Annotated in this window: 22 protein-coding genes; 15 read left to right on the top strand and 7 right to left on the bottom strand. The window is 67.1% G+C overall.

The features are described from left to right. Positions 1-207: 207 nt before the first annotated feature. From EET10_RS10830 to pcaH, 3 genes are read right to left on the bottom strand one after another with little or no spacing between them, the layout of a single operon-like run. A complete protein-coding gene (locus EET10_RS10830; protein ID WP_036403613.1) occupies positions 208-1437 on the bottom strand; it encodes a lyase family protein in 1230 nt (409 codons plus the stop codon). Continuing rightward, positions 1434-2009: a protocatechuate 3,4-dioxygenase subunit alpha gene (gene pcaG / locus EET10_RS10825; protein WP_051490542.1), complete on the bottom strand. Its 576-nt coding sequence runs from the start codon at positions 2007-2009 to the stop codon at positions 1434-1436. The genes EET10_RS10830 and pcaG overlap by 4 nt, the downstream gene beginning before the upstream one ends. Before the next feature lie 2 nt (positions 2010-2011). Beyond that, positions 2012-2776, bottom strand: coding sequence for a protocatechuate 3,4-dioxygenase subunit beta (pcaH, locus tag EET10_RS10820; RefSeq protein WP_063468673.1), 765 nt, complete (start codon positions 2774-2776; stop codon positions 2012-2014). 54 nt (positions 2777-2830) lie between these two features. Here pcaH and EET10_RS10815 point away from each other — a divergent pair, with 54 nt between their 5' ends. After that, positions 2831-3592 carry a class I SAM-dependent methyltransferase gene (locus EET10_RS10815; protein ID WP_063468672.1) on the top strand — a complete coding sequence of 254 codons (762 nt, stop codon included), beginning with the start codon at positions 2831-2833 and terminating at the stop codon, positions 3590-3592. Between the two features lie 14 nt (positions 3593-3606). On the opposite strand, the gene EET10_RS10810 is transcribed toward EET10_RS10815, so the two are convergent. Both EET10_RS10810 and EET10_RS10805 read right to left on the bottom strand, forming a co-directional pair. Then, a complete protein-coding gene (locus EET10_RS10810) occupies positions 3607-4092 on the bottom strand; it encodes a hemerythrin domain-containing protein (protein WP_036403616.1) in 486 nt (161 codons plus the stop codon). Then, a complete protein-coding gene (locus EET10_RS10805) occupies positions 4089-5048 on the bottom strand; it encodes a Rieske (2Fe-2S) protein (protein ID WP_063468671.1) in 960 nt (319 codons plus the stop codon). Before EET10_RS10805 ends, EET10_RS10810 begins: the two co-directional genes overlap by 4 nt. Positions 5049-5310: 262 nt before the next feature. Here EET10_RS10805 and EET10_RS10800 point away from each other — a divergent pair, with 262 nt between their 5' ends. The 5 genes from EET10_RS10800 to phtC are packed head-to-tail and all read left to right on the top strand — an operon-like array spanning position 5311 to position 8949. Then, positions 5311-6666 (top strand): aromatic ring-hydroxylating oxygenase subunit alpha, encoded by a 1356-nt coding sequence (locus EET10_RS10800; protein WP_063468670.1) that lies wholly within the window; start codon positions 5311-5313, stop codon positions 6664-6666. Further along, positions 6663-7202, top strand: coding sequence for a 3-phenylpropionate/cinnamic acid dioxygenase subunit beta (locus EET10_RS10795; RefSeq protein ID WP_122502140.1), 540 nt, complete (start codon positions 6663-6665; stop codon positions 7200-7202). Before EET10_RS10800 ends, EET10_RS10795 begins: the two co-directional genes overlap by 4 nt. Further along, positions 7199-7450 (top strand): hypothetical protein, encoded by a 252-nt coding sequence (locus EET10_RS10790; RefSeq protein ID WP_036403626.1) that lies wholly within the window; start codon positions 7199-7201, stop codon positions 7448-7450. The genes EET10_RS10795 and EET10_RS10790 overlap by 4 nt, the downstream gene beginning before the upstream one ends. Next, positions 7434-8234 carry a 3-(cis-5,6-dihydroxycyclohexa-1,3-dien-1-yl)propanoate dehydrogenase gene (gene hcaB / locus EET10_RS10785; RefSeq protein ID WP_036403628.1) on the top strand — a complete coding sequence of 267 codons (801 nt, stop codon included), beginning with the start codon at positions 7434-7436 and terminating at the stop codon, positions 8232-8234. Before EET10_RS10790 ends, hcaB begins: the two co-directional genes overlap by 17 nt. Further along, positions 8224-8949: a 3,4-dihydroxyphthalate decarboxylase gene (gene phtC, locus EET10_RS10780; RefSeq protein ID WP_122502139.1), complete on the top strand. Its 726-nt coding sequence runs from the start codon at positions 8224-8226 to the stop codon at positions 8947-8949. Before hcaB ends, phtC begins: the two co-directional genes overlap by 11 nt. Here the strand turns inward: phtC and EET10_RS10775 are convergent. Continuing rightward, positions 8937-9740, bottom strand: a complete 804-nt coding sequence (locus EET10_RS10775) for an IclR family transcriptional regulator (RefSeq protein WP_036403629.1) — start codon at positions 9738-9740, stop codon at positions 8937-8939. The genes phtC and EET10_RS10775 overlap by 13 nt on opposite strands. A 31-nt stretch (positions 9741-9771) precedes the next feature. Next, complete coding sequence (locus EET10_RS10770; RefSeq protein WP_122502138.1) at positions 9772-12195, bottom strand: PE family protein; 2424 nt, start codon at positions 12193-12195, stop codon at positions 9772-9774. A 464-nt stretch (positions 12196-12659) separates the two neighbouring features. On the opposite strand from EET10_RS10770, the gene EET10_RS32235 reads away from it, so the two are divergent. From EET10_RS32235 to EET10_RS10725, 9 genes are all read left to right on the top strand, one after another. Next, positions 12660-15329 (top strand): DUF222 domain-containing protein, encoded by a 2670-nt coding sequence (locus tag EET10_RS32235; RefSeq protein ID WP_425461687.1) that lies wholly within the window; start codon positions 12660-12662, stop codon positions 15327-15329. 224 nt (positions 15330-15553) lie between these two features. Further along, positions 15554-15766 carry a helix-turn-helix domain-containing protein gene (locus tag EET10_RS10755; protein WP_063468384.1) on the top strand — a complete coding sequence of 71 codons (213 nt, stop codon included), beginning with the start codon at positions 15554-15556 and terminating at the stop codon, positions 15764-15766. Next, the gene (locus tag EET10_RS29570) at positions 15763-15915 is read left to right on the top strand and encodes a hypothetical protein (RefSeq protein ID WP_167480158.1); all 153 of its coding nucleotides are present in this window, start codon (positions 15763-15765) and stop codon (positions 15913-15915) included. The genes EET10_RS10755 and EET10_RS29570 overlap by 4 nt, the downstream gene beginning before the upstream one ends. A 109-nt stretch (positions 15916-16024) precedes the next feature. Further along, positions 16025-16537, top strand: a complete 513-nt coding sequence (locus tag EET10_RS10750; protein ID WP_167480157.1) for a hypothetical protein — start codon at positions 16025-16027, stop codon at positions 16535-16537. A gap of 477 nt (positions 16538-17014) precedes the next feature. Next, positions 17015-17437 carry a hypothetical protein gene (locus EET10_RS30175; protein WP_063468382.1) on the top strand — a complete coding sequence of 141 codons (423 nt, stop codon included), beginning with the start codon at positions 17015-17017 and terminating at the stop codon, positions 17435-17437. Beyond that, a complete protein-coding gene (locus EET10_RS10740; RefSeq protein WP_136622879.1) occupies positions 17430-17816 on the top strand; it encodes a hypothetical protein in 387 nt (128 codons plus the stop codon). Before EET10_RS30175 ends, EET10_RS10740 begins: the two co-directional genes overlap by 8 nt. Then, on the top strand, positions 17809-18132 hold the full coding sequence (locus tag EET10_RS10735) for a hypothetical protein (protein WP_063468380.1): 324 nt from the start codon (positions 17809-17811) through the stop codon (positions 18130-18132). Before EET10_RS10740 ends, EET10_RS10735 begins: the two co-directional genes overlap by 8 nt. 307 nt (positions 18133-18439) lie before the next feature. After that, complete coding sequence (locus tag EET10_RS10730; RefSeq protein ID WP_063468379.1) at positions 18440-19648, top strand: phage major capsid protein; 1209 nt, start codon at positions 18440-18442, stop codon at positions 19646-19648. 2 nt (positions 19649-19650) lie between these two features. Then, entirely contained in the window at positions 19651-19956 is a 306-nt protein-coding gene (locus tag EET10_RS10725) for a hypothetical protein (protein WP_063468378.1), read from the top strand. Positions 19957-20066: the final 110 nt, after the last annotated feature.

Below are 20066 nucleotides of genomic sequence, written 5' to 3'. Positions count from 1 at the left end.
ATTGGTGCTCCGATTCTTGCGATGACCTGGTCCTTCAGCAAGCCAAATTATCCCAGCTCAGAGCACCTTTCTTCGTTCAACACACGCAATCAAGATCACTCAGTGTGAAAGCCCGAGGCTAGTACCGGCAGGGAAAGTTTTCACAAGCCAGGTCAGAGGTGGTCGCTGGTGGGCCTAGGCCCGGGGGCGGTTCAGCCCCTACCCGCCTCACGAGTATTCGCTCAACGCCCGTTGCGCACGCTGCAGGCTCTGGTCGATCAACCGGTCGACGGCTCCGAGGTAGCTTGGCGACACGTGCGTTCCGGCTAATTCCGCGATCACCCGCTGTTCGCCGACAACATCTGCGGTGCTGAGGTTTTGGGCCATTCGTGCGGTGTGGACGTCGAGTCCGGCCAGCAGCTCGCCGCAGTGCGAGCCCGCGACCACGGTACGCCGGGCCAGGGTCCGCAGGGTATCCCATTCGACATGCCAAGAGCCATCGGGACGTTCATCGTTGGCCAGTGCCGCGGCGGTGTGCAGGGTAGCGGCCAAATGCGGCGCGGCCATGGCGGCCCGGCGGATCAGGATGGACAGCACCGGGTTGCGTTTGTGCGGCATCGACGACGATCCGCCACGTGGTCCGCTGGCGGGCTCGCCCAGTTCGGCGATCTCAGGGCGAACCATCGTGACGACGTCGGCGGCGATCCGGCCCCAGCAGTCGGTGCACCCGACCAGAGCGTCACCGGCGGCGGTGACCGGCGTCCGGGTGGTGTGCCACGGTGGCCGCACCCGAAGCCCCAAAGTGGTTGCGGCACTGCGTACCACACGCTCCGCTAATTCTGCCGGCTCTGCCGTGGCGGTGAGTAGAGAGGCCAATTCGGTCGTGGCCGACCAGGTTCCGACAGCACCGCCGAACTGAGCCGGGGTGACCAGAGCACCGAGCCGCCGATAGGCGTCGACGACGCCGTTGAGCCAGACCGCGGCCTTGGCGCCGAACGTCGTGGGCGCCGCGTGTTGGGTCAGGGTGCGCGCCACCGTCGGTGTGCCCCGATGCGCCCTGGCCAGCGCCGACAGCGTCGTAATCTGGTGCGCCAATTGCGTTGTCACGTGGTCGGCGACGGAACGCATTCCCAGCATCAGGCTGGTGTCGAGGACATCCTGGCTGGTCAGCCCGCGGTGGATCCACGGCGCAACGACCGGCAGGGCGCGATCTCGCAGCAGCGACACCAACCCGATGACCGGGTTCCCGCCGTCCTCGGCGGTGACCGCAAGCAGCTCGCAGTCGTGCTCGCCCACCAGGTGGAACAGGTCCGCCCCGGCCCGGTCGATGGGCGCCAGTCCGGCGTCGGCCAGTGCCCCCAGCCAGGCGGATTCCACCGCCACCATCGACCGCAGTAGCGACTCGTCGCTCAGGTAGTCGCCGGCCCGCTGGTCGCCGGGCCACAACAGGTTGGTCATCGCATGTCATCTCGGTACGTCAGGAACACGGTTTCGGAACGGCCCTGCAGATGGATGTCGAACCGGTATCCGACACGGCCCGAATCATTCTCGTCGACGCACAGCAGTGTGGCGCGCCGCAGTAGGTCGACTCGGGCCAACAGCTGATCGTCGTCCAGATCAGGAGACGGCAGGTAGGCGCGGGTGAACAGCCGGTGCAACAAGCCCCGGGCGAAGACGGCGATCACGAAAAACGGCGCCCGGCCGTCGACCGAGCCGGGTGCCACGGTGGTGAACCGGTAATGTCCGTCCGCGTCGGTCGCGGCCCGGCCGAATCCGGTGAACTCTGCCAACCCGGCACCCGCGCGCCGTAACGAGCCTGCCTGTCGTGAAATGCGACCGTCGCCGTCGGCCTGCCAGAGTTCGAGCAGGGCGTCGGGAACACCGGCGCCGGCGCCGTCGTAGACCGTGCCGTATAACCTGACAGCGTCGGGATGCCCATCGGCGACCAGCTGGCTGTCGCCGGGATACGACAACGCGATGCCGAAGAACGGCCCGACGGTTTGCCCTGGGGTGCAGGCCAATTCAGCCATCGCTAGCGGTCCTCGGTGCAGGTCCGGCAGCTGCCCGACACCACGATGTCCCACCGGTAGCCGGTCGCGTACTCGGGCTCGGTGAGGCCATGGTCGTAGGTAGCGAGCAACCGTTGGCGCGCAACGGGTTCCAATATCGACTGGAAGATCGGATCCAATCCCAGGAACGGATCGCCCGGGAAGTACATCTGGGTGACCAGGCGTTGGGTGAACGCCGTCCCGAAGACCGAGAAGTGAATGTGCGCGGGTCGCCAGGCGTTGTGATGGTTGCGCCACGGATAGGGGCCGGGCTTGATGGTGACAAAGCGGTATGAGCCGTCGGGACCGGTGAGGCAGCGGCCTACGCCGGCAAAATTGGGGTCCAGCGGGGCGGGATGTTGGTCGCCCTGGTGGCGATAGCGGCCGCCGGCATTGGCTTGCCAGATCTCCACCAGCTGGCCCGCCACCGGTCTGCCGGCCCCGTCGAGGACCCGGCCGGCCACGATGCAGCGCTCCCCGATCGGTTCGCCGGGATGACCTGCCGTCAGATCGGCATCGAGGGGCCCGACATCCCGCTCGCCGAAGCATGGGGCCCGGCGCTCGACCTCCTCGGGGTCGACGGACAGCAGGGCGCGTTCGGGATGGCGCAACACACTGCCGCGATACGGCGGATAGTCGAGGCGGGGCTGGGTCTCTGCCCCGCCGGCGCGCTGGTATTCGGCCGCGATGGCATTGATTTCCGAGGTGATGTCGGCTTGGGACGCGATGCGCTGCGGTGCGGCATTCACGAAGCGTGAGGCTACTCTGGCGCCGCCACCATACGTGCGCTTAGCGTTGACGCCATGCCGGGTGACTACGTCTACGACCAGGGCTTCGCACAGGAACGGACCCGGTTGGCCGGCATCGAAAGCCTGTGGGACCCCGGGACGCATGCCTTGTTGGACGACCTCGGTATCGGCCCTGGCTGGAGGTGTCTGGAAGTCGGCGCCGGCGGCGGCTCGCTGCTGCAGTGGATGAGCGGCCGCGGCGCCACGGTGGTAGCCGTCGACATCGATACCCGCTTCATCGAATCACTGGCCAGTGACACGATCGACGTCCGCCGCCTCGACATCAGGAGCGACGAGCTTCCCCGGGGTGAGTTCGACTTGGTGCATTCCCGGCTGGTCCTCGAACACCTGCCCGACCGCCGGCAGATCATCGGCCGCCTGGCGGCGACGCTACGCCCCGGCGGGTGGATGGTCATCGAGGACTACGACTGGACCGCCTTCGGCTTAGAGGGAGCTGGCGCAGAACTCGACCGGGCAACCGAGGCGATCCTGTCCTTCATGCAGCGCTCCGGCTTCGAACCGCATTACGGCCGCCAGGTCGTCGCCGACCTGGCCGCCGCCGGGCTCACCGAGGTCCGCGGTCAGGGCCGTGCTCGGCTAATCGATTCCGCTACACCGGGTTTCGACTTCTTTAGGTTGTCCTTCGAGAGCCTGCGCGACGCCGTCGTCGATGCGGGGCTCATTTCCCCCGAGGATGCCGACGCGGCCGCGGCACGCTTCGGCGAGGACGTCCGCGTCTTCACCCCGATCATGATGGCCGGAATCGGCCGCCGGTAATCGGCTGGGTGCGGCTACAGGCTTCGGACCAGCGCGGCCCTGCCCTTGGTACGAAGCTTGTACAGGGCAGATCCGCGGTATTGCTCCATGCGTGCGGCCATCTTGTCGCCCAGTTCCTCGAGTTCGGCATCGGTGATCTTCACCTCGGGAGGAGCGGGGATCATGTCGCGTTCCTCCTCGTCGGCGTGTGCTTCGAGGACGGTCTTGAAGGAGTTCCATTCGTCTTCGTACCCGGGTGCGCTCTGGGGCGTGCGCAACAGTACCGCCAGCTGATCGATCACCTGGCGATGCTCGGCGTGCGCCACCGCGATCAGCTTGGTGGCCGCTGACAGCGCCGGGTAATAGAGGTCGTCCTCGATGCGGAAGTGGATGTCCAGCTCGATCAGCAAGTCGTCGAACAGGCTATAGCGCTCTTCGCTGTTCACCGGCGCCTCGCTGATCTTGCGGCCGAGCCCCTTGATTACCACGTGGTGTTCTTTGAGCACTTCGTAAGCGTTCATTTCGCAATCCCTTCCGACGCGGGGAGACCTTCATGGCCGTCGCCACGCACTTCCACCATTCCGTCGACCAGGCGGGCCTCATAACACGGCAGCGGAGCCGCCGACGGTCCGCGCAACACCTCACCTGACTCCAGCGCGAACCGGGAGCCGTGCCACGGGCACACCAGCCGGCCGCGATCGATCCAGCCGTCGGCCATCGGTGCGGCCAGGTGCGGGCAGAACTCACCGAACGCCGACACCTCGCCCGGCTTGGTTTGGCACACCACCAGCCCCACTCCGTCGACCTCGACGCGAACCGGCTTGCCGTTCAACGAGCTCGCGGGCAATACCGGTGTCCACTCTGTGGTGCGCAGCCGCCCGCCCGACTGGTCGATCCCGATGCCGGACTCGAACACCAGCGCCCCGCCGAGATAGGCGCCGCCGACGGTGATGGCGTAGCCCAGCGCGCTGGCTGCGATCCCGCGAAGGTGGTGGCCGCGGCGGCGGTCCACCCACGACATCACGTACAGGGCGGTCGCAACCGTGTTCACCAAACCGTGCACCAGCCCGACCCGGCGGTCCTCTTCGTGGGTGTGCTGCCAGTCGGCAATCCCGGTGACAGCCGAGCCGACGCTTGCCGCAATACCCAACCCCAGTGCGCGGCTAGCAAACCGTGATGCGTCCAGCACCTCCGAGGCAGGCCGGCCGGGCAGCACGCTGAGGGCGTCCAGGGCCACCGTGGTGCCGAGCGCTCCACTGGCAAACGAGGTCAGCGGCGGATGCACCGGATGCCCCAGCCATACGCCGTTCAAGGCGTTGGTGACGCGGTCACGTGCCCCGCCAAGCGCGTTGAAACCGAAGCTGATCAGGTGCTCCAGCCGGTAGCTGGGCCGATCCAGCCACTCTTGGCGCCCAATTGCAGCCAGCACCCGCGATCCGAATTTATGCGGCTGCCGATCTCGAGGCCGCTCCACCATGACACCAGTCCTTCCCCATTGAGAGACTCAGACAGATTCAGCCAGGCGGTGACGCGCATCAAGCGAACCCGCCCCCGCACACACCAGCTACCAACGTATCCACGCGGCAGATCTCCACAACGCTTTGACAAATGTGAAGTGGCTGTGAATCAGCCTCGGGATACCTGTGCGGTCGCTGACGCCGCTAGAGCCGATAGACGGTCGCGGTGTTCTAGGTGATTCTGTTATACAGAATACATTTCTGTAAAACAGAGCAAGCGAGATGGGGCTGGGATTGGCCGATCACGGTGCTGCCCTCGACGGTGTTACCGGCGCTGTGCGCCGGGGGATGATTCCCGCCCACATCTACAACGACAAAGAGCTGTTCGACTTGGAAAAGGAGCGGCTGTTCGGCCGCGGGTGGATGTTCATGGCCCATGAATCGGAGATCCCGCAGGAGGGCGACTACGTCGTACGCCGGGTGCTCGACGATTCGTTCATCATCGCCCGCGACTCCGATGGCGCGGTGCGCGCGATGTTCAATATGTGTCTGCACCGCGGCATGCAGCTGTGCCGCGCGGAGATGGGCAATGCCTCCAATTTCCGCTGCCCCTACCACGGCTGGACATACCGCAACGATGGCCGGCTTACCGGGCTGCCGTTCCATCGGGAGGCGTACGGTGGCGACGCGGGGTTCCCGAAGGGCCAAACCCTCTTGCCCGCACCGAATTTGACCAGCTACAACGGTTTGATCTTCATCAGCTTGGACGCGCGCGCCGAACCGCTCGAGGACTACCTCGGCGACTTCCGGTTCTACCTGGACTACTACACCAAACAGAGCACCGGTGGGTTGGAGGTGCGCGGACCGCAGCGCTGGCGGATCAAGGCCAACTGGAAGATCGGCGCCGAGAATTTCGCCGGCGACATGTACCACACCCCACACACCCATGCCTCGATCGTCGAGATCGGATTGTTCCGCGAGCCCAAGGCGCACAAGCGCAAGGATGGCGCCACCTACTGGGCACATCGCGGGGGCGGAACCACCTACAAACTCCCGCCCGGCAGCTTCGAAGAACGCATGCGCTATGTCGGCTACCCCGACGACATGATCGACCGGATGAAGGGCGTCTGGACCAACCGGCAACAGCGGGTCATCGGTGACGACGGCTTCATGTTCTCGGCCGCCACCTGCTTTCCCAACCTGAGTTTCGTACACAACTGGCCCAAGCTGCCCGGCAGCGATCCCGAAAATGAAGAGGTGCTGCCCTTCATCTCGATCCGCCAGTGGCAGCCGATCAGCGAGAACGAAACCGAGGTGTGCTCATGGTTCGCGGTGGACGCCGCCGCACCCGCGGACTTCAAGAAGCGGTCCTACCGGGGCTATTTGATGTGCTTCGGGTCGACCGGCATGTTCGAACAAGACGACGTGGAGAACTGGGTCTCGCTGACCACCACGGCCGGCGGGACGATGGCACGGCGGCTGCTGCTGAACAGCCGGATGGGCCTGCTGTCCGACGACCGGCCCGTCGCCGAAGCGCTACCGGCCGAGGCCTTTCACGGGCCCGGACGCGCTCAGGTCGGCTACAACGAGTACAACCAGCGCGAGCTGCTCAAGCTCTGGGCCGCGTACCTGTCATGAGAAACTCCCTGCCGTTCAACGATATTCGTCATCTCCACGCACACCGGTTCCTGGTGGACGAGGCCTACCTGCTCGACGCCCAGCAGTATGAGGAATGGCTGGACACCATGACCGACGACATTCGCTACGTCATGCCGGTGCGTGTCACGACCGCCCGCGGCGCCGGGTTCGACACGTCACCGGGAATGGGGCCCGGGATGGCTCATTTCGACGAGGACAAGTACTCGCTCACCCAACGGGTGGCGCGTTTTGCCACCGAGCACGCCTGGACCGAGGATCCCCCGTCTCGGCTGCGGCATTTCATCACCAACGTGCGCACCTTCGCCGGCGCAGACCCCGAGCATGTGATCGTCGAATCGGCCGAACTGCTGTTCCGCAGTCGCGGCGACGTCAACGAAAGCGCGTTGTTGTCCTGCGGCCGCGAGGATCTACTGCGCTGGTATGGGGATCCGGAAAACACCTGGAAGTTGGCTCTTCGCACCATTATTGCCGACGAGTCGGTGTTACGGATGCAGAACCTGGCGGTATTCCTGTGAAGCCCGTCGGTGAGCCCATCACTGTGGCAAACGAATTCACCGAGGTAGTGGTCCAGCGGGTCGACACCCGCAACGGCTCCCGACTGCTGATCACCGCACCCAGAACCGGGCAGTCGATCAGTCTGGACGCCCTCGAAGTGGAGGCGCTCACCTGGCAGAACCCCCGTACGCTGGCGGCCATGGTCGGCAATTCCCGCGCTCCGTTACTGCCCGACGAACCGGAGGGACGCGATGACGGGCTGGCTTGACGGCAGGCGCGCGCTCGTGGTGGGCGCCGGCTCGGGAATCGGCCGCGCCGTCGTCGCCGCGTTTCGCACCGAGGGCGCGAAAGTCGCTGTGCTGGAAATCGATACCGACAAGTGCGCGAGGTTGCGTCAGGAACTGCCGGACATGCCGGTGATCGAGGGTGACGCCACCACCCGGGCGGCAACTGACCGCGCGGTCACGACGGCCGTCGATGCGTTCGGCGGTCTCGACACTCTGGTCAACTGCGTCGGCGTCTTCGACTTCTATCAGGGTGTGGGCGATATCGACGCCGACGTCCTTGCAGCGGCCTTCGACGAGATGTTTCGCATCAATGTGCTGAGCCAGCTGCAGTCGGTGAAGGCCGCGATGCCCGCACTGCAGGCCCAAACCGGGTCTTCGATTGTGCTGACCGAGTCGACATCGTCGTTCTACCCCGGGCGCGGAGGGGTGCTCTACGTGTCGTCGAAGTTCGCCGTGCGCGGGCTGGTTGCCTCGCTGGCACACGAATTGGCCCCGGGTATTCGGGTCAACGGGGTGGCACCGGGCGGCACGCTGGACACCGACCTGCGCGGTCTTGCCAGCCTGGGCCTGGATGCCGTGCGCCTCAACGACTCCCCCAACAGGGCAAGCGATTTGGCCGCACGGGTGCCGCTCAACGTCGCACTCACCCCCCACGACCATGCGTGGAGTTTCGTGTTCCTGGCCTCCGACCGCTCCCGCGGCATCACCGGTGAAACCATCCACCCCGACGGCGGATTCGGCTTGCGGGACCGCCATGAGGCTTGACCCGCAGCGCACTCTGCTGGCCCTGGGCTGCCGCGTGGCCGCGGCGCGCGGCCTGGCTGATGGCATCCTCGGCCATCTGAGCCTGCGCGTCGGCGAGGACCAGCTACTCATCCGTTGTCGCAGCGACACCGACACGGGTTTGGCATTCACCCGGCCCAGTGATATCCGGTTGATCGGGCTTGACGGAACCGCGAGCGCCGCGGGGGAACTCGACGGATACCGCGTCCCCAACGAACTGCCCATCCACGTCGAGACCATGCTGGCCGATCCTCGGCGCCGGGCGGTCGCGCACCTGCATCCACCGGCCGTCGTCGCCGCGGATCTGGCCGGAATCGAATTCCGGCCGATCTATGGGGCGTACGACATTCCCGGCGCTGTGCTCGCCCGCGGCGGCGTGCCAGTCTTTGAACGCGCGGTCCTGATTCGAAGTTCACAGTTGGGCAGGGATATGGTGGCGGCCATGGGCAGCGCGCCCGTGGTGATCTGTCGCGGCCATGGAATCACCAGCGCGGCCGGCAGCGTCCAGCAGGCCGTGTTGCACGCGATCAGCCTCGACTCGCTGGCACGAATGTCGTTGCAGGTCATGGCTGCCGGGGGCGCGTTGCGCGAAATCGCCGAAACCGATTGGAATGAATTGCCGGACTTGGGATCTGACTTCAACATCGAAGCGGCCTGGCGGCACGAAGTGGCGCGATTGGGCACTCAGCTAAGCTGATCGCCAATCTCCTTGGCTGCCTTGGTAAGTACCGCGGCGAACGAGGAGTACTTGGACCTTTCCAGCCGGTGGTACGGAGCCGCGGCGTTGAGTGCAAGCCGCAAACCCGGTGCCCCGGCCGGAATCGGTACCGCAACCGATGCCACGCCCTCCTCGCTCTCTTCCCGGTTGACGGCATACCCCCGTTCGCGGATACGGGAAAGCTCGGCCTCCAACTCCGTGCGGCTGCCAATCGAATGGGCGGTGACGCGATCCAGCTCCTCATTCGGAAGTAGTTGCCGCAGTTCAGATTCGGACAGCTGAGCCAGCAGCGTCTTGCCCGTCGAGGTGCAATGCGCTGGCAGGCTGCGGCCCAGCCGGGAAGCCACCCGGACGGCGGCCGGGCCCTCGACCGCCGCGACAAATCGGACATCAGCGCCGTCCAGCATGCCGACGTGGATTGTTTCCCGCAGGCGTTCGCTGAGACCGCGCATGATCGGCATGGCCGCTCCCTGGATGTCGATGCGGCTAAATATCGAGAACGCCACACTGGTCAACGCCGGACCAGGCAGGTACGCCTTCGACACCGGGTCTTGGCGCACAAAGCCCCGATAAATCAGCATCGCCAGCAGCCGGTGCGCGGTGGACGACGCCACACCCAGATATCGAGTCGCTTCACTCAACCGGATCTCGGGGCGTTCACCGAGCAGCAACAGCAGCTTCAGCGCATTGTCGACCGATTCGATCGGGTATTGCGGCACAAGCGAATCGGCGGCCGGCATGCCCGTCGCGCGCTGCCTTTTCGTCGGCATGACAGTGACGGTACCGCCGATGCATGCCTGATCACACTATGATGCCCGGCAAACCGTTGCTTCCAGGCACACCCAAATTGCCGGTGAACCCGGAGTTGCCGCCCGGACCACCGGCAGCGCCACCGGTACCGCCTTGTCCGCCCAGCGCCAGATTGCCGCCCTGGCCGACGGTGCCGCCCGTCGAAGCATTTCCGCCGTTGCCGCCATTGCCGCCGGCGCCGCCCTGACCGCCATTGCCGCCGGTGCCGCCGGTACCCGTACCGCCGTTGGCGCCGGCCCAACCGATCACGCCACCGGCTCCCCCACTGCCGCCGCTCGTTCCGCCGGCTCCTCCCGCGCCGCCGGTGCCGCCGTTGCCGCCGAGGGCACCGTTGTTGCCGGTTCCCCCAAACGTGGCCGCGGTGCTGGTGGTGGTGCCTGCCCCGCCGAAACCACCATCGCCGCCGGCACCGCCGATGCCGCCGATCCCGCCGACACCACCCATGCCGCCGCCGCCGCCGGCGCCGCCGATGCCGATGAACCCGGCGCCGCCGCCGTTGCCGCCGACGCCTCCGCTGCCACCCGTGCCCCCGGTGCCACCGATCCCGCCGACGCTCCCGAGACCGCCGTTGCCCCCAGTCGCCGTGCCCGTGCCGTTGTTGAGGCCCTGGCCACCAGCGCCGCCGTCACCGCCGGCAAAGCCGGCGGCGCCGATACCGCCGGTGCCACCGGTCCCTCCTACGCCTCCGGCACCGCCGTTGCCGATGAACATCCCGCCATGTCCGCCGTTGCCGCCCACGCCGCCGGCACCGCCGTTGCCGCCGGTTGCGCCCAGGGCCACGCTCGCCGCACCGCCTTGACCGCCGGCGCCGCCTGTTGCAGCACCGTTGCCCGCGGTTTGACCCTGGCCGCCCATCCCGCCGGCGCCACCGTCACCGCCGCTGGCACTACCGGTGTTGCCGTTACCTCCGGCCCCGCCGGTGGCATTGACGGCGCCAGTGATCGAGCCGTTGTTCGTGACCGTGGCGGCCCCGCCGGTCCCGCCCGCGCCGCCATTGCCGCCGGCGCCGGCCACGCCGCCCGTGCCGCCGCCGCCGGCGGTCATCTCAATGACGCCCGTGATCGAGCCGGTATTGGTGTTCGTCACCGATGTGGCGCCGCCGGTGCCGCCGGTGCCGCCGGTCTGGCCGGCGCCGCCGGGGTCACCGGGACCGCCGTTCATGCCGTTGAAAATGATGTGAGCGCCAAGGGTGCCGGAATTCGTGATCGAGACGGGAGCGGGACTAGAGCCAGGACCGGCCGTGCCGCTCGGCGGCGGGTTGACCCCGTTCACTCCGGTCAGACCGGTACCGCCCTGCCCGCCGCTGCCGCCGGAACCGAACCAGTTGGCGTTGCCCCCGTTACCGCCCTGTCCGGGCAGGCCGCCCAGGATGCCCGCGACGGCGGCGCCGCCTTGCCCGCCCGCGCCACCGTCGCCCAGCAACGTGCCGCCTGCACCACCGTTACCGCCGGCCGCCCCGGCTCCACCGAGACCGCCGATGCCTCCGTTACCGATCAGGACTGGGCCGGCACCCCCATTACCGCCGGGCGCACCCTCCCCGCCGGCACCGCCAACCCCGCCGCTGCCGAACCAGCTCGCCGCCCCGCCGGCCCCGCCGGCCCCACCGCCGCCGGTGAGGTCACCGGCACCACCGTGTCCGCCGAAACCGCCGTTGCCGAACACGCCGCCGACCCCGCCGTCACCACCGACCCCGGCGGTGGTGCCCGCCGCTCGCGCTCCGCCGATACCGCCGGTTCCCCCGTTGCCGATGAGCCCGGTAGCCCCGCCGACACCGCCGGCCCCGCCGAGGGCAGTAGCGCCCGCCGCTCCCCCGGCCCCACCGGTCCCGCCGTTACCCAACAACCATCCGCCCCGACCACCTTGGCCACCGGCTGCACCAGAGCCGGTTACCCCGACCCCACCCGCCCCGCCGATCCCGCCGTTACCGAACAACCCCGCGTCTCCGCCAGCACCACCGGGCTGACCCGCCGCCCCGGAACCGCCGTTACCGCCGTTGCCGAGCAAGAGCCCGCCAGGCCCACCGGCAGCCCCGGTGCCGTCGGCGCCGTTGGTGCCATTGCCGATCAGCGGGCGCCCGAGCAGCGCCTGGGTGGGCGCATTGATCAATCCCAGCAACTGTCCCAAGGGTGACGTGCTGGCCGCCTCGGTGGCCGCATACGCGCCGGCACCCGCCGTCAACGCCGCCACGAATTGCTCATGGAACACCGACATCTGGGCGCTGAGGGCCTGATAGCCCTGCGCGTGCGATCCGAACACGGCCGCTATCGCTGCCGACACCTCATCCTCTGCCGCCGCGACTATCGCCGTCGTCGGTAGCGCTGCAGCCGCATTGGCGGCCGTGAGCGCAGAGCCGACCCCCGCCACGTCCGACGCCGTTGTCGCTATCCATTCCGGCGCCGCCACAACAAATGACATGTGCAACCTCCCGACAAGACAACGCAACGGTTGCCAGGGACCATCGAGGGACCATCGAGCGACCATTGAGCACTCTGCAGCAACAGATCCTATCCCCGCAGCGAACATCTCGAGGGCTTTTGACGCAAGGCGAGTCGCCGTTGGCAGTGCCGCCAGATGCTGTGGTCAACGTCCATCGACGGCTGGCACGACCGGTTCCGGCGGGCGCACCGGTGCTGCCGACACCAGCAAACATGCTGAGCGACGACGGATGCGGTACGAAGTCGCCGGGCCGGAGCGTGGCCCAACGCTCAGCTTCGCCAAGCGATCGACGACGGCCGGCTGCTGGCTGCGAGAACCTCGCAGGCAAGCGCTACCGGCAGCGTTGCTATTCGGCGCGAAGGAGTTATCCACAGTCGCAAGCTCATCCACAAGCGATGCCGCGGACCCAATTCACCGTCGCGCCCAGCGATACAATCGAAAGCATGTTCGAGCACGGCGCCCTCGGTTCTGCGGATCTGGACCAGCTCACGCCGGAGCAATTGGTCACGGCCATCGAGGGCACCTACCGGCAGGAGTCGGCGCTCACCGCGCGACGCCTCGCCTGCGTGGCGGCGCTGCTACGCCATCGGAGCGCTGCCGAACGCCGCGACCCCGATTTGGCCTACGCGACCATCGACGGGGCTGAGCGGACCTGCGCCGAGGTAGCGGCGGCGTTGAATGTTTCTTCGGCGGCTGCCGCATATCAGGTGCACTGCGCGGAGATGCTCGATACCCGACTGCGTCGGATCGGAGCGCTGTTGGCCGAGGGCAGAATCGATTGGCGCACAGCTCAATTGACCATCAGCCGTACCGATCTGGTCAATGACGACAAGCTGATCGCCAGGCTCGACGAGTCACTTGCTGCACGCATGAGCAGGTGGCAAGGCTGGTCGCGCCAGCGCGTCATCAACGCCATCGATCGGCAGGTGCTGGCGATCGACCCCGACGCCGCCCGGGAGCGCCGGCGTCGCGCCGACGACGAACGCGAGATCGGCATCACGCCTCATCCTGACGGCATGGCCGAGCTGTGGGGCATCGTGACCGGCGCAGACGCCACCGCCTTCGACCGCAAACTGTCGCACTTGGCAACGGCGGTGTGCCGCGACGACCCCCGTACCCTGGCCCAGCGTCGCGCCGACGCGCTCGGAGCGCTGACCGCGGGTGGGCCCCTGGCCTGCCGCTGCGGATCGAGCGACTGCCCGGCCCGGCGCGGTGGCGCACAAGCGCCAACCGGCGCGCAGGTGCTCCTCAACGTCGTCGCCACTGCCGACACGCTTTCGGGCAAGAGCCAACAACCCGGCTACGTCGAGGGCTACGGCGTCATCGACGCCGACCTGGTCCGCGAACTGGCGACCTCGGCGACCCGTCGCCTCATCGCGGACCTACCCTCCGACGCCGACGCTTTGACGTATCACCCATCGACCGCCCTTGACCGCGCGGTCCGCTGCCGGGATCTAACCTGCCGATTTCCCGGATGTAGCCGACCGGCGCGGATCTGCGATATCGATCACACCATCCCGTTCAACCACACCGACCCGGGCGCCGGTGGCCTGACGGTGCTCGCCAATCTCAAGTGTCTGTGCCGAAAACACCACCGGCTGAAGACATTTCACGGCGGCGTCACCGGGATGGCGCGACAAACAACTGCCCGACGGCACGGGAATTGGTCTAAGATATCCCTCATGCACACCCCGCAAACCGCCATCTACCTGCGTCAATCGCTTGACCGCGACCAGAATCAGCTGGCCATCGACCGCCAACGCGACGACCTGCTCAAGCTCTGCAAGCGGCTCGGATGGGCCAACCCCGTCCAGTACGCAGACAACAACGTCAGCGCCACCAAGGGCCGCCGACAGCGCTACGAGGAGCTGTGCCGAGACATCGCCGACGGCGTCATCGGCCGGGTCGCTGTCTGGGACATGGACCGCCTGCACCGGCAGCCCCGCGAGCTTGAGGGCTTCATCGACTTGGTCGAGCGCCACCACGTCGAGCTGGCCAACGTCGGCGGCTCGGTGGACCTGTCGACGCCCGCGGGCCGCTACTTCGCCCGCACGAGGGGCGCAGCTGCGCGGTTCGAGGTCGAGCACAAGGCGGAGCGGCAAAAGTCCGCCAACCGGCAGCGCGCGAAGGCCGGAAAAGCATGGAACGTAAGGTCGTTCGGCTGGAAGGGCGACAAGCTCGTCGCGCGGGAGGCCAACGCGATCCGCAAGGCATCCCGCGATCTGCTCAACGGAGCGTCGCTGTGGTCTATTGCGGCGCAATGGAATTCGCAAGGGTTGAAGACGGTCAAGGGCTGCGGCTGGACGGGCGGGACGGTGCGCCAGGTGCTCACGCGGGCCAGCAACGCGGGCCTGGTGACCTACGACGTACGTGCAGCGCAGGCTGAGGCCCGCATCAAGGGCAAGCCTGTCCACCTGGCCGGAATCGTCGAGGGCGCTGAGCCGAGCCGACCCGCGATCGTGGACCGCGACGTCTGGGAGGGTGTGTGCACGCTGCTGGCCGACCCGAAGCGGCACACCGGCAAGTCGCCGGGCCGCAAGCACCTGCTGTCGGGGATCGCGATCTGCGACGCCTGTCGCAAGCCGATCGGTACCGGGGTGCGGGGCACCAAAACCGGTGGCAAACGGGCCGTGTACTCCTGCAAGCGGATCGGCTGCATGAAGATCGTGCGCGGTGTCGAACTGACCGACAAGCGGGTCGTCGACGCGATCACTAAGCGGTTGGCCGAACCCGACGCCGCGGTCACGTTGGCTCGGCCGACGGTCGACGCCAAGGCGCTGCGTGATCAGATCGAGTTGCTGCGCGGGCAGATCCGGGAGGCCGAGGCGGATTACGACGACGGGCAGATCACCGCGGCCCGGATGAACGCCCGAATCGAGCGGGTGGAGGCGAAGCTGAAGCCGCTACAGGACACGCTGCTGGGCTCGCACATGTCGGCCGACGTCAAAGCGTTGGCTGGGAGGCCGGACGCGGCGAAGCGGTTCGCGGCGCTGCCGCTGGACCGCCAACGCGGAGTGATCGACACTCTGGCGACGGTAACGATCCACGCGCTGAATCGGCCTGGTGGGCGGTTCGATCCGAAGGCGATCACCGTCGATTTCGAACGAAAGTAGCGCACTACGTTGGGAATTGGCGCAGACAGGGACGCGCCGGTGAAGACAGCGCTGCCGCGCTGCGTCGCTGCTATCTGCTAACTTCGTCTGCATACAACTGAATTCCACCGTCACGCATTAAGGGGCTAGCCCGCGAGGGGCCGTCAGACGGGTGACCGCACACCGAACCTAAGGGGGGTGTGCCAAACCTGACGACGACCCACGAAAGGCAAGGCCCCTTAACCATGTCCAACGAGGACATCAAGCAGCGCAACGCTGCCGTGATGCTGGACGCGGTGCTGACCCGCAAGGAAGCCGCCGCGGCACTACGGATCTCGACCTTCACCCTTGATAGGCGCATCAAGGACAAGACGATCCGCGCGGTCAAAATTGGCAATGCGGTGCGCGTGCCGGTGGAGTCAATCGCAAAGCTCCTAGCTGGCGACGGTGAGGCATGACCCGCCAATTCACGGCCAGTGAGCAGGCCGAATGGGACGCGGTGATCGCCGCCGAGGTCGCTGCGGCGCCACCCCTACGCCCCGACCAGCTCACGCGCTTAGCAGCGCTATTCGACTGCGAGCCACCGGCAGGTCGTGGTGCCCGGTGACCGACCCCAGAGACGCGGCGACCGCAGCTGGTTGCCCAACTGCGGTCGGCGTTGCGATGCCCGGTAATTGCACGCGGACAACACGATACCCGCAGGGGGTGACGCGCTGATGACTGACGCGCATCTACCCGATCGGTGGCTGTCCGATCGACGATTCCGACGACCACGTTTGTCCGACAGCGCATATCGCTCCTACATGCAGGCGCTGATGTTCGCGGTCGGTAACCGCACCGAAGGCATCATCGAGCCGAGCGACCTGCCCTTCATCCCCGACTTTGATCCGGCGGACATTCCCGAGCTGATAGGCGGCGACCTCTGGGAGCCGCACGGTCGTGCTGGCGAGAGGTGGTTGATTGTCGAGTTCGCGCAAACACAAACGGGGCGCGACCTGTTGGAGATGTACGAGAAGCGCAAGGCATGGGATCGCAGCCGAAAGGCGAAGCAACGCAAATACAAACTCGCAGCTCAGCTGGCTGATGATGACGAGTCCGGCGGAAGTTCCACCGGAACTGTTCCGGTGGATTGCGCTAGGCCAGGACAGGACAGGCCAGGCCAGGCACCCAAGGCGAGCGCCAGCAAAGCCGAACCGACCGCGCGGAACTCGCATGTGCCCGACTTCTAGAGAAGCGCTCCCGCGAAAACGCCGCGCTACGCGCTGCGTTTCCTTGGGCCGTAAAGCAACTGTCGTCACTTCGCGCAGCCATTGGTGTCAGCAGTTGCGCTGGCCGGGTACGTCACCACCAGGGACGTGGCGATGACCTTCGAACCGCCCCGCGGCCCTGGCCGCTGCCGAACTTGCGGGCACCATGTGCCGACCCAGTCGCATCGCGACGGCTGCCCAGCTGGCCGGTGCCGCCGCTGCGACAACACCCCCTACCTGACCACCCGGCTCTGCGAGCGCTGTCTGCGGGCCGATGGCGAACGCGACAGGACGAAGCGATGACCGCGCCCGCATGCTTGTGTCGTCGGGGCCGTCTCTGCGATGCCGCCCTGGCCGAACGTCAGCGCATCATCGCCGAGCGCCTTGCGCTCTTGGGCGGCCGACGTCGCACAGTGCCGGATTCGAGCCCTGCGCCGCGGACAGACACAAACGGGGCCGATGGCGCGTAACCGGAGCGGCGAGCCGCTGAACGGGAAACAGCGACGCAACAGGCGCGCGCGGCAGCCGCCGTGTGCCGAATGCGGACGCCCCATCGACCCGCCGTCGTCGGGCTACGCGTTCGTCTCGACCACAGCGGCACGGTTTCGGCAACAGAGGTACCGGGAGTGGGTCGCCCACCGACTACGGTTCGGATCGGTCACGAACCCGCCGCCGCCCCGTGTGCCGTGGTACATCGTCCACCGCGACTGCCACGCCGATCCCGACTACAGCCGACTGCATGTGCTGCCGCTCTCGCGGGTTTCCACTCACCGCAAGCTGGTAGAAGCGGTGCTCAAACTGAGCTATGAGCACTGGCTCGCCGACACCGACTGGCAGCCGACGATTCGAGCGATCCTCGATGCGAGGCGCGGCCATGGCTGACGACCACGGCTTCGCAGACGACTTCGCCAGCCTCGACGACCTCGACAACGACAGCAGCAACGAGGTTGGCCACGCTGCGCTGATGTGCCGAGCTGAGACGCTCGGCGTGCGTTTCGCGTTCTTCCCGTCGGCCGACGACGCCTTGGCCGCAGCGCGCGCGTGCCCCCGAACAGATTGTGCAGGAGACCATCTCGTCGGCTACCGGGACGAGCGCGGCGCACTTCGGACCATTGCCGCCCCCGGCCGCGGCCCAGCCGAACTCCACGACCTCCTGGCGCAGCTAAGCGCCGCCCGTCTTGAACGCCAGCGGGAACGGTGGCGCCAGAACAAAGCCAAGGCACGAACCAACCCCACCTCAGAAGGAGATCGCGATGACTGAGCACCACGACGACCAACCGACGCCCGAACGGCGTGCGCAGCTCGGCCGTGACGTCAACCGCGACCTCGCGACCGCTCGCCGCTTCATCGCGACGATGTATGCACGCGACCACGAAGGCATCGCCGCGATTACCCGCGAAATTGTCACATCAGGCCGCGGGACCAACGTGCTCAACGCGATGGCGGTGCAGGCGATCGAATTCGCGGCCCAGCTGGTGCCCAATGAGGACCAGCTGCAGCAGGAGTTGGATCGGATCGCCATGGAGCAGCTTGACGCCGCCGATGCCGTCGATCGGTTCGGCTGCGACGACGAGTAACGTGGCTTGCACTGCGGCGTGCCGCATTGCGTAGTGCCGCAACCAAATTGAAATGGCATGGTTGGCCCCCACTTGACGGATGTCGCGCGTAAGCTGCCCACAAGCGTCTTGTCGCCGACGGGTGTCAAGGCGTCATGGGAAGCCAGGGGCAGCGTGCCGAGACCCGGCACGGGTGAAGCGGCACGCAGCCTTGGCAACCGTCGGCTCGCAGGGTCCTCCGGCACGGTTGTACGCGGCCAGAACCTCTCACGCGTTGCGGCGCAAGCGGTTCTGCTGCGCTCGCACGCCGACGCCCTAGGAGGCATCCATGTCCGGCCTTGAACAAACCCTTGCCCGTCTGCAACGCCTACGCGATGACACCGACGCCCAACGGAGGGCGATCGTGAGCCTCGCGGAATCCGAACAGCGCGAACGTTTGTCCGAGCAGGAGACCGCCGAGTTCAGGTCGTTGTCCGACATCGTGGCGGACCTCTCCGAAAGGTGCCAGCACATCCGCGGCGAAATCCAGCGATCGGGACGGCTTGACCCCGAGGCGCTGATCGTGCGCACGGCGACGGCCACGGTGGGCGGCAGTGCCGCTACGACGGAAGCGTGGGCGCGGACCGCTGCACGCGAGCTGCGGGAGGCCCTTGGCGGCAGCGAGTCCCGCGCCGTGGTGAGCGGCAGCGTCGACGTGCCCGCGTTAATCCCGGCTTCGGTCGCCGCGATCCCGCACCCGACACGGCTGATCGATTTGCTGGTCAACCGCACCCCGGTCGACGGTATGGCGTATGAGACCTATGTCCAGACCGCGAGAACGAACAACGCGGCGCCGACCGCGGACTTGGCGACCAAGCCGACGTCAGCCCTGACCGTCAAGGCGGTGCAGGATCGGTGCAGGGTATTTGCCCACCTCAGCGAACCTGTGCCGTATCGCATTTGGGCGTCCAACGAGGCCATCACCAGCTGGCTTGTGGATGAAATGGCCGCAGGCGTCTGGGACTCGATCGAACACGCCGCCATCAACGGCAACGGCTCGGGCGAGATGCCCATGGGTGTTCTCGGGCTGGAAGGTTTCACGACCCCATCGGACCGCACTCATGTCCCGTGGACCACGGACTTGCCGACCACGCTGCGTTCCGCGGTGACGGCGTTGCAGAACCTCGGCGAGCAGCCGACGGGCTGGGCGCTGAGCCCCGCCGACGCACAGGCAGTGGACCTGCTTCGCTGGTCGACGGATGGCGGCTTCCTCTCGCGCGGTTACGACAGCAGCCCGGATGCGCAGGCGTCGCTCGCGGACAACATTTTTGGGCCGACCCGGCCGAGGGTCGTCTCGCCGAGCATTCCGCAGGGAATGGCCGTCCTGGCGGACTGGCGGCAGTTGAAATTGTTCCTCAACGGCACGATGCAGTTGCTCGTTAATGCCTTCGGGGACAGTCTGTTTCAGGCAAATGCCGTGCAGGTCCGCGGGGAGCTGCACGCGGGCATCAATGTGCTGAGGCCGAAGGCGTTCGCCATCGTCGACCTCACCGCGTGACGATGGCCGCCCACCCGAGCATCAGCGCGTTCAAGGACGGGAGGGCGTGGCGCTGGCGGTGGACTGCTCCGTGGGCGAGCCGCCACGAAAGCACCAGCGCCTACAAGACGAAAGCAGCGGCGGTCGCCGCTGGCAACCAGTGGCTGGCCAACCGTCAGGGCAGCTGCGGGCCGCCGCGGGCCGAGCGCAGCACTCCGGCGCCGCACCAGATCATCGACACCTGCTCGACCGATATCCCCTTGGTCGAGCCCGATATCCCGTTGGTCGAGCCGGTCCAGGCACCGAAGCGGCAGCGCGCCAGGCGCTGAGAAAGTGGGGCGGTGGCCGTCGGCTCCTCCGATTTGGTCGGCGGCCACCGTCTTCGTAAGCGCGAACGGCGGACCATCATCCATCCCCGCGGATGGTCATCAGTCCAAGC

Origin of the sequence: Mycobacterium pseudokansasii (assembly GCF_900566075.1) — a bacterium.
Taxonomy (GTDB): domain Bacteria; phylum Actinomycetota; class Actinomycetes; order Mycobacteriales; family Mycobacteriaceae; genus Mycobacterium; species Mycobacterium pseudokansasii.
This window is presented reverse-complemented; position numbering and strand designations above follow the sequence as displayed.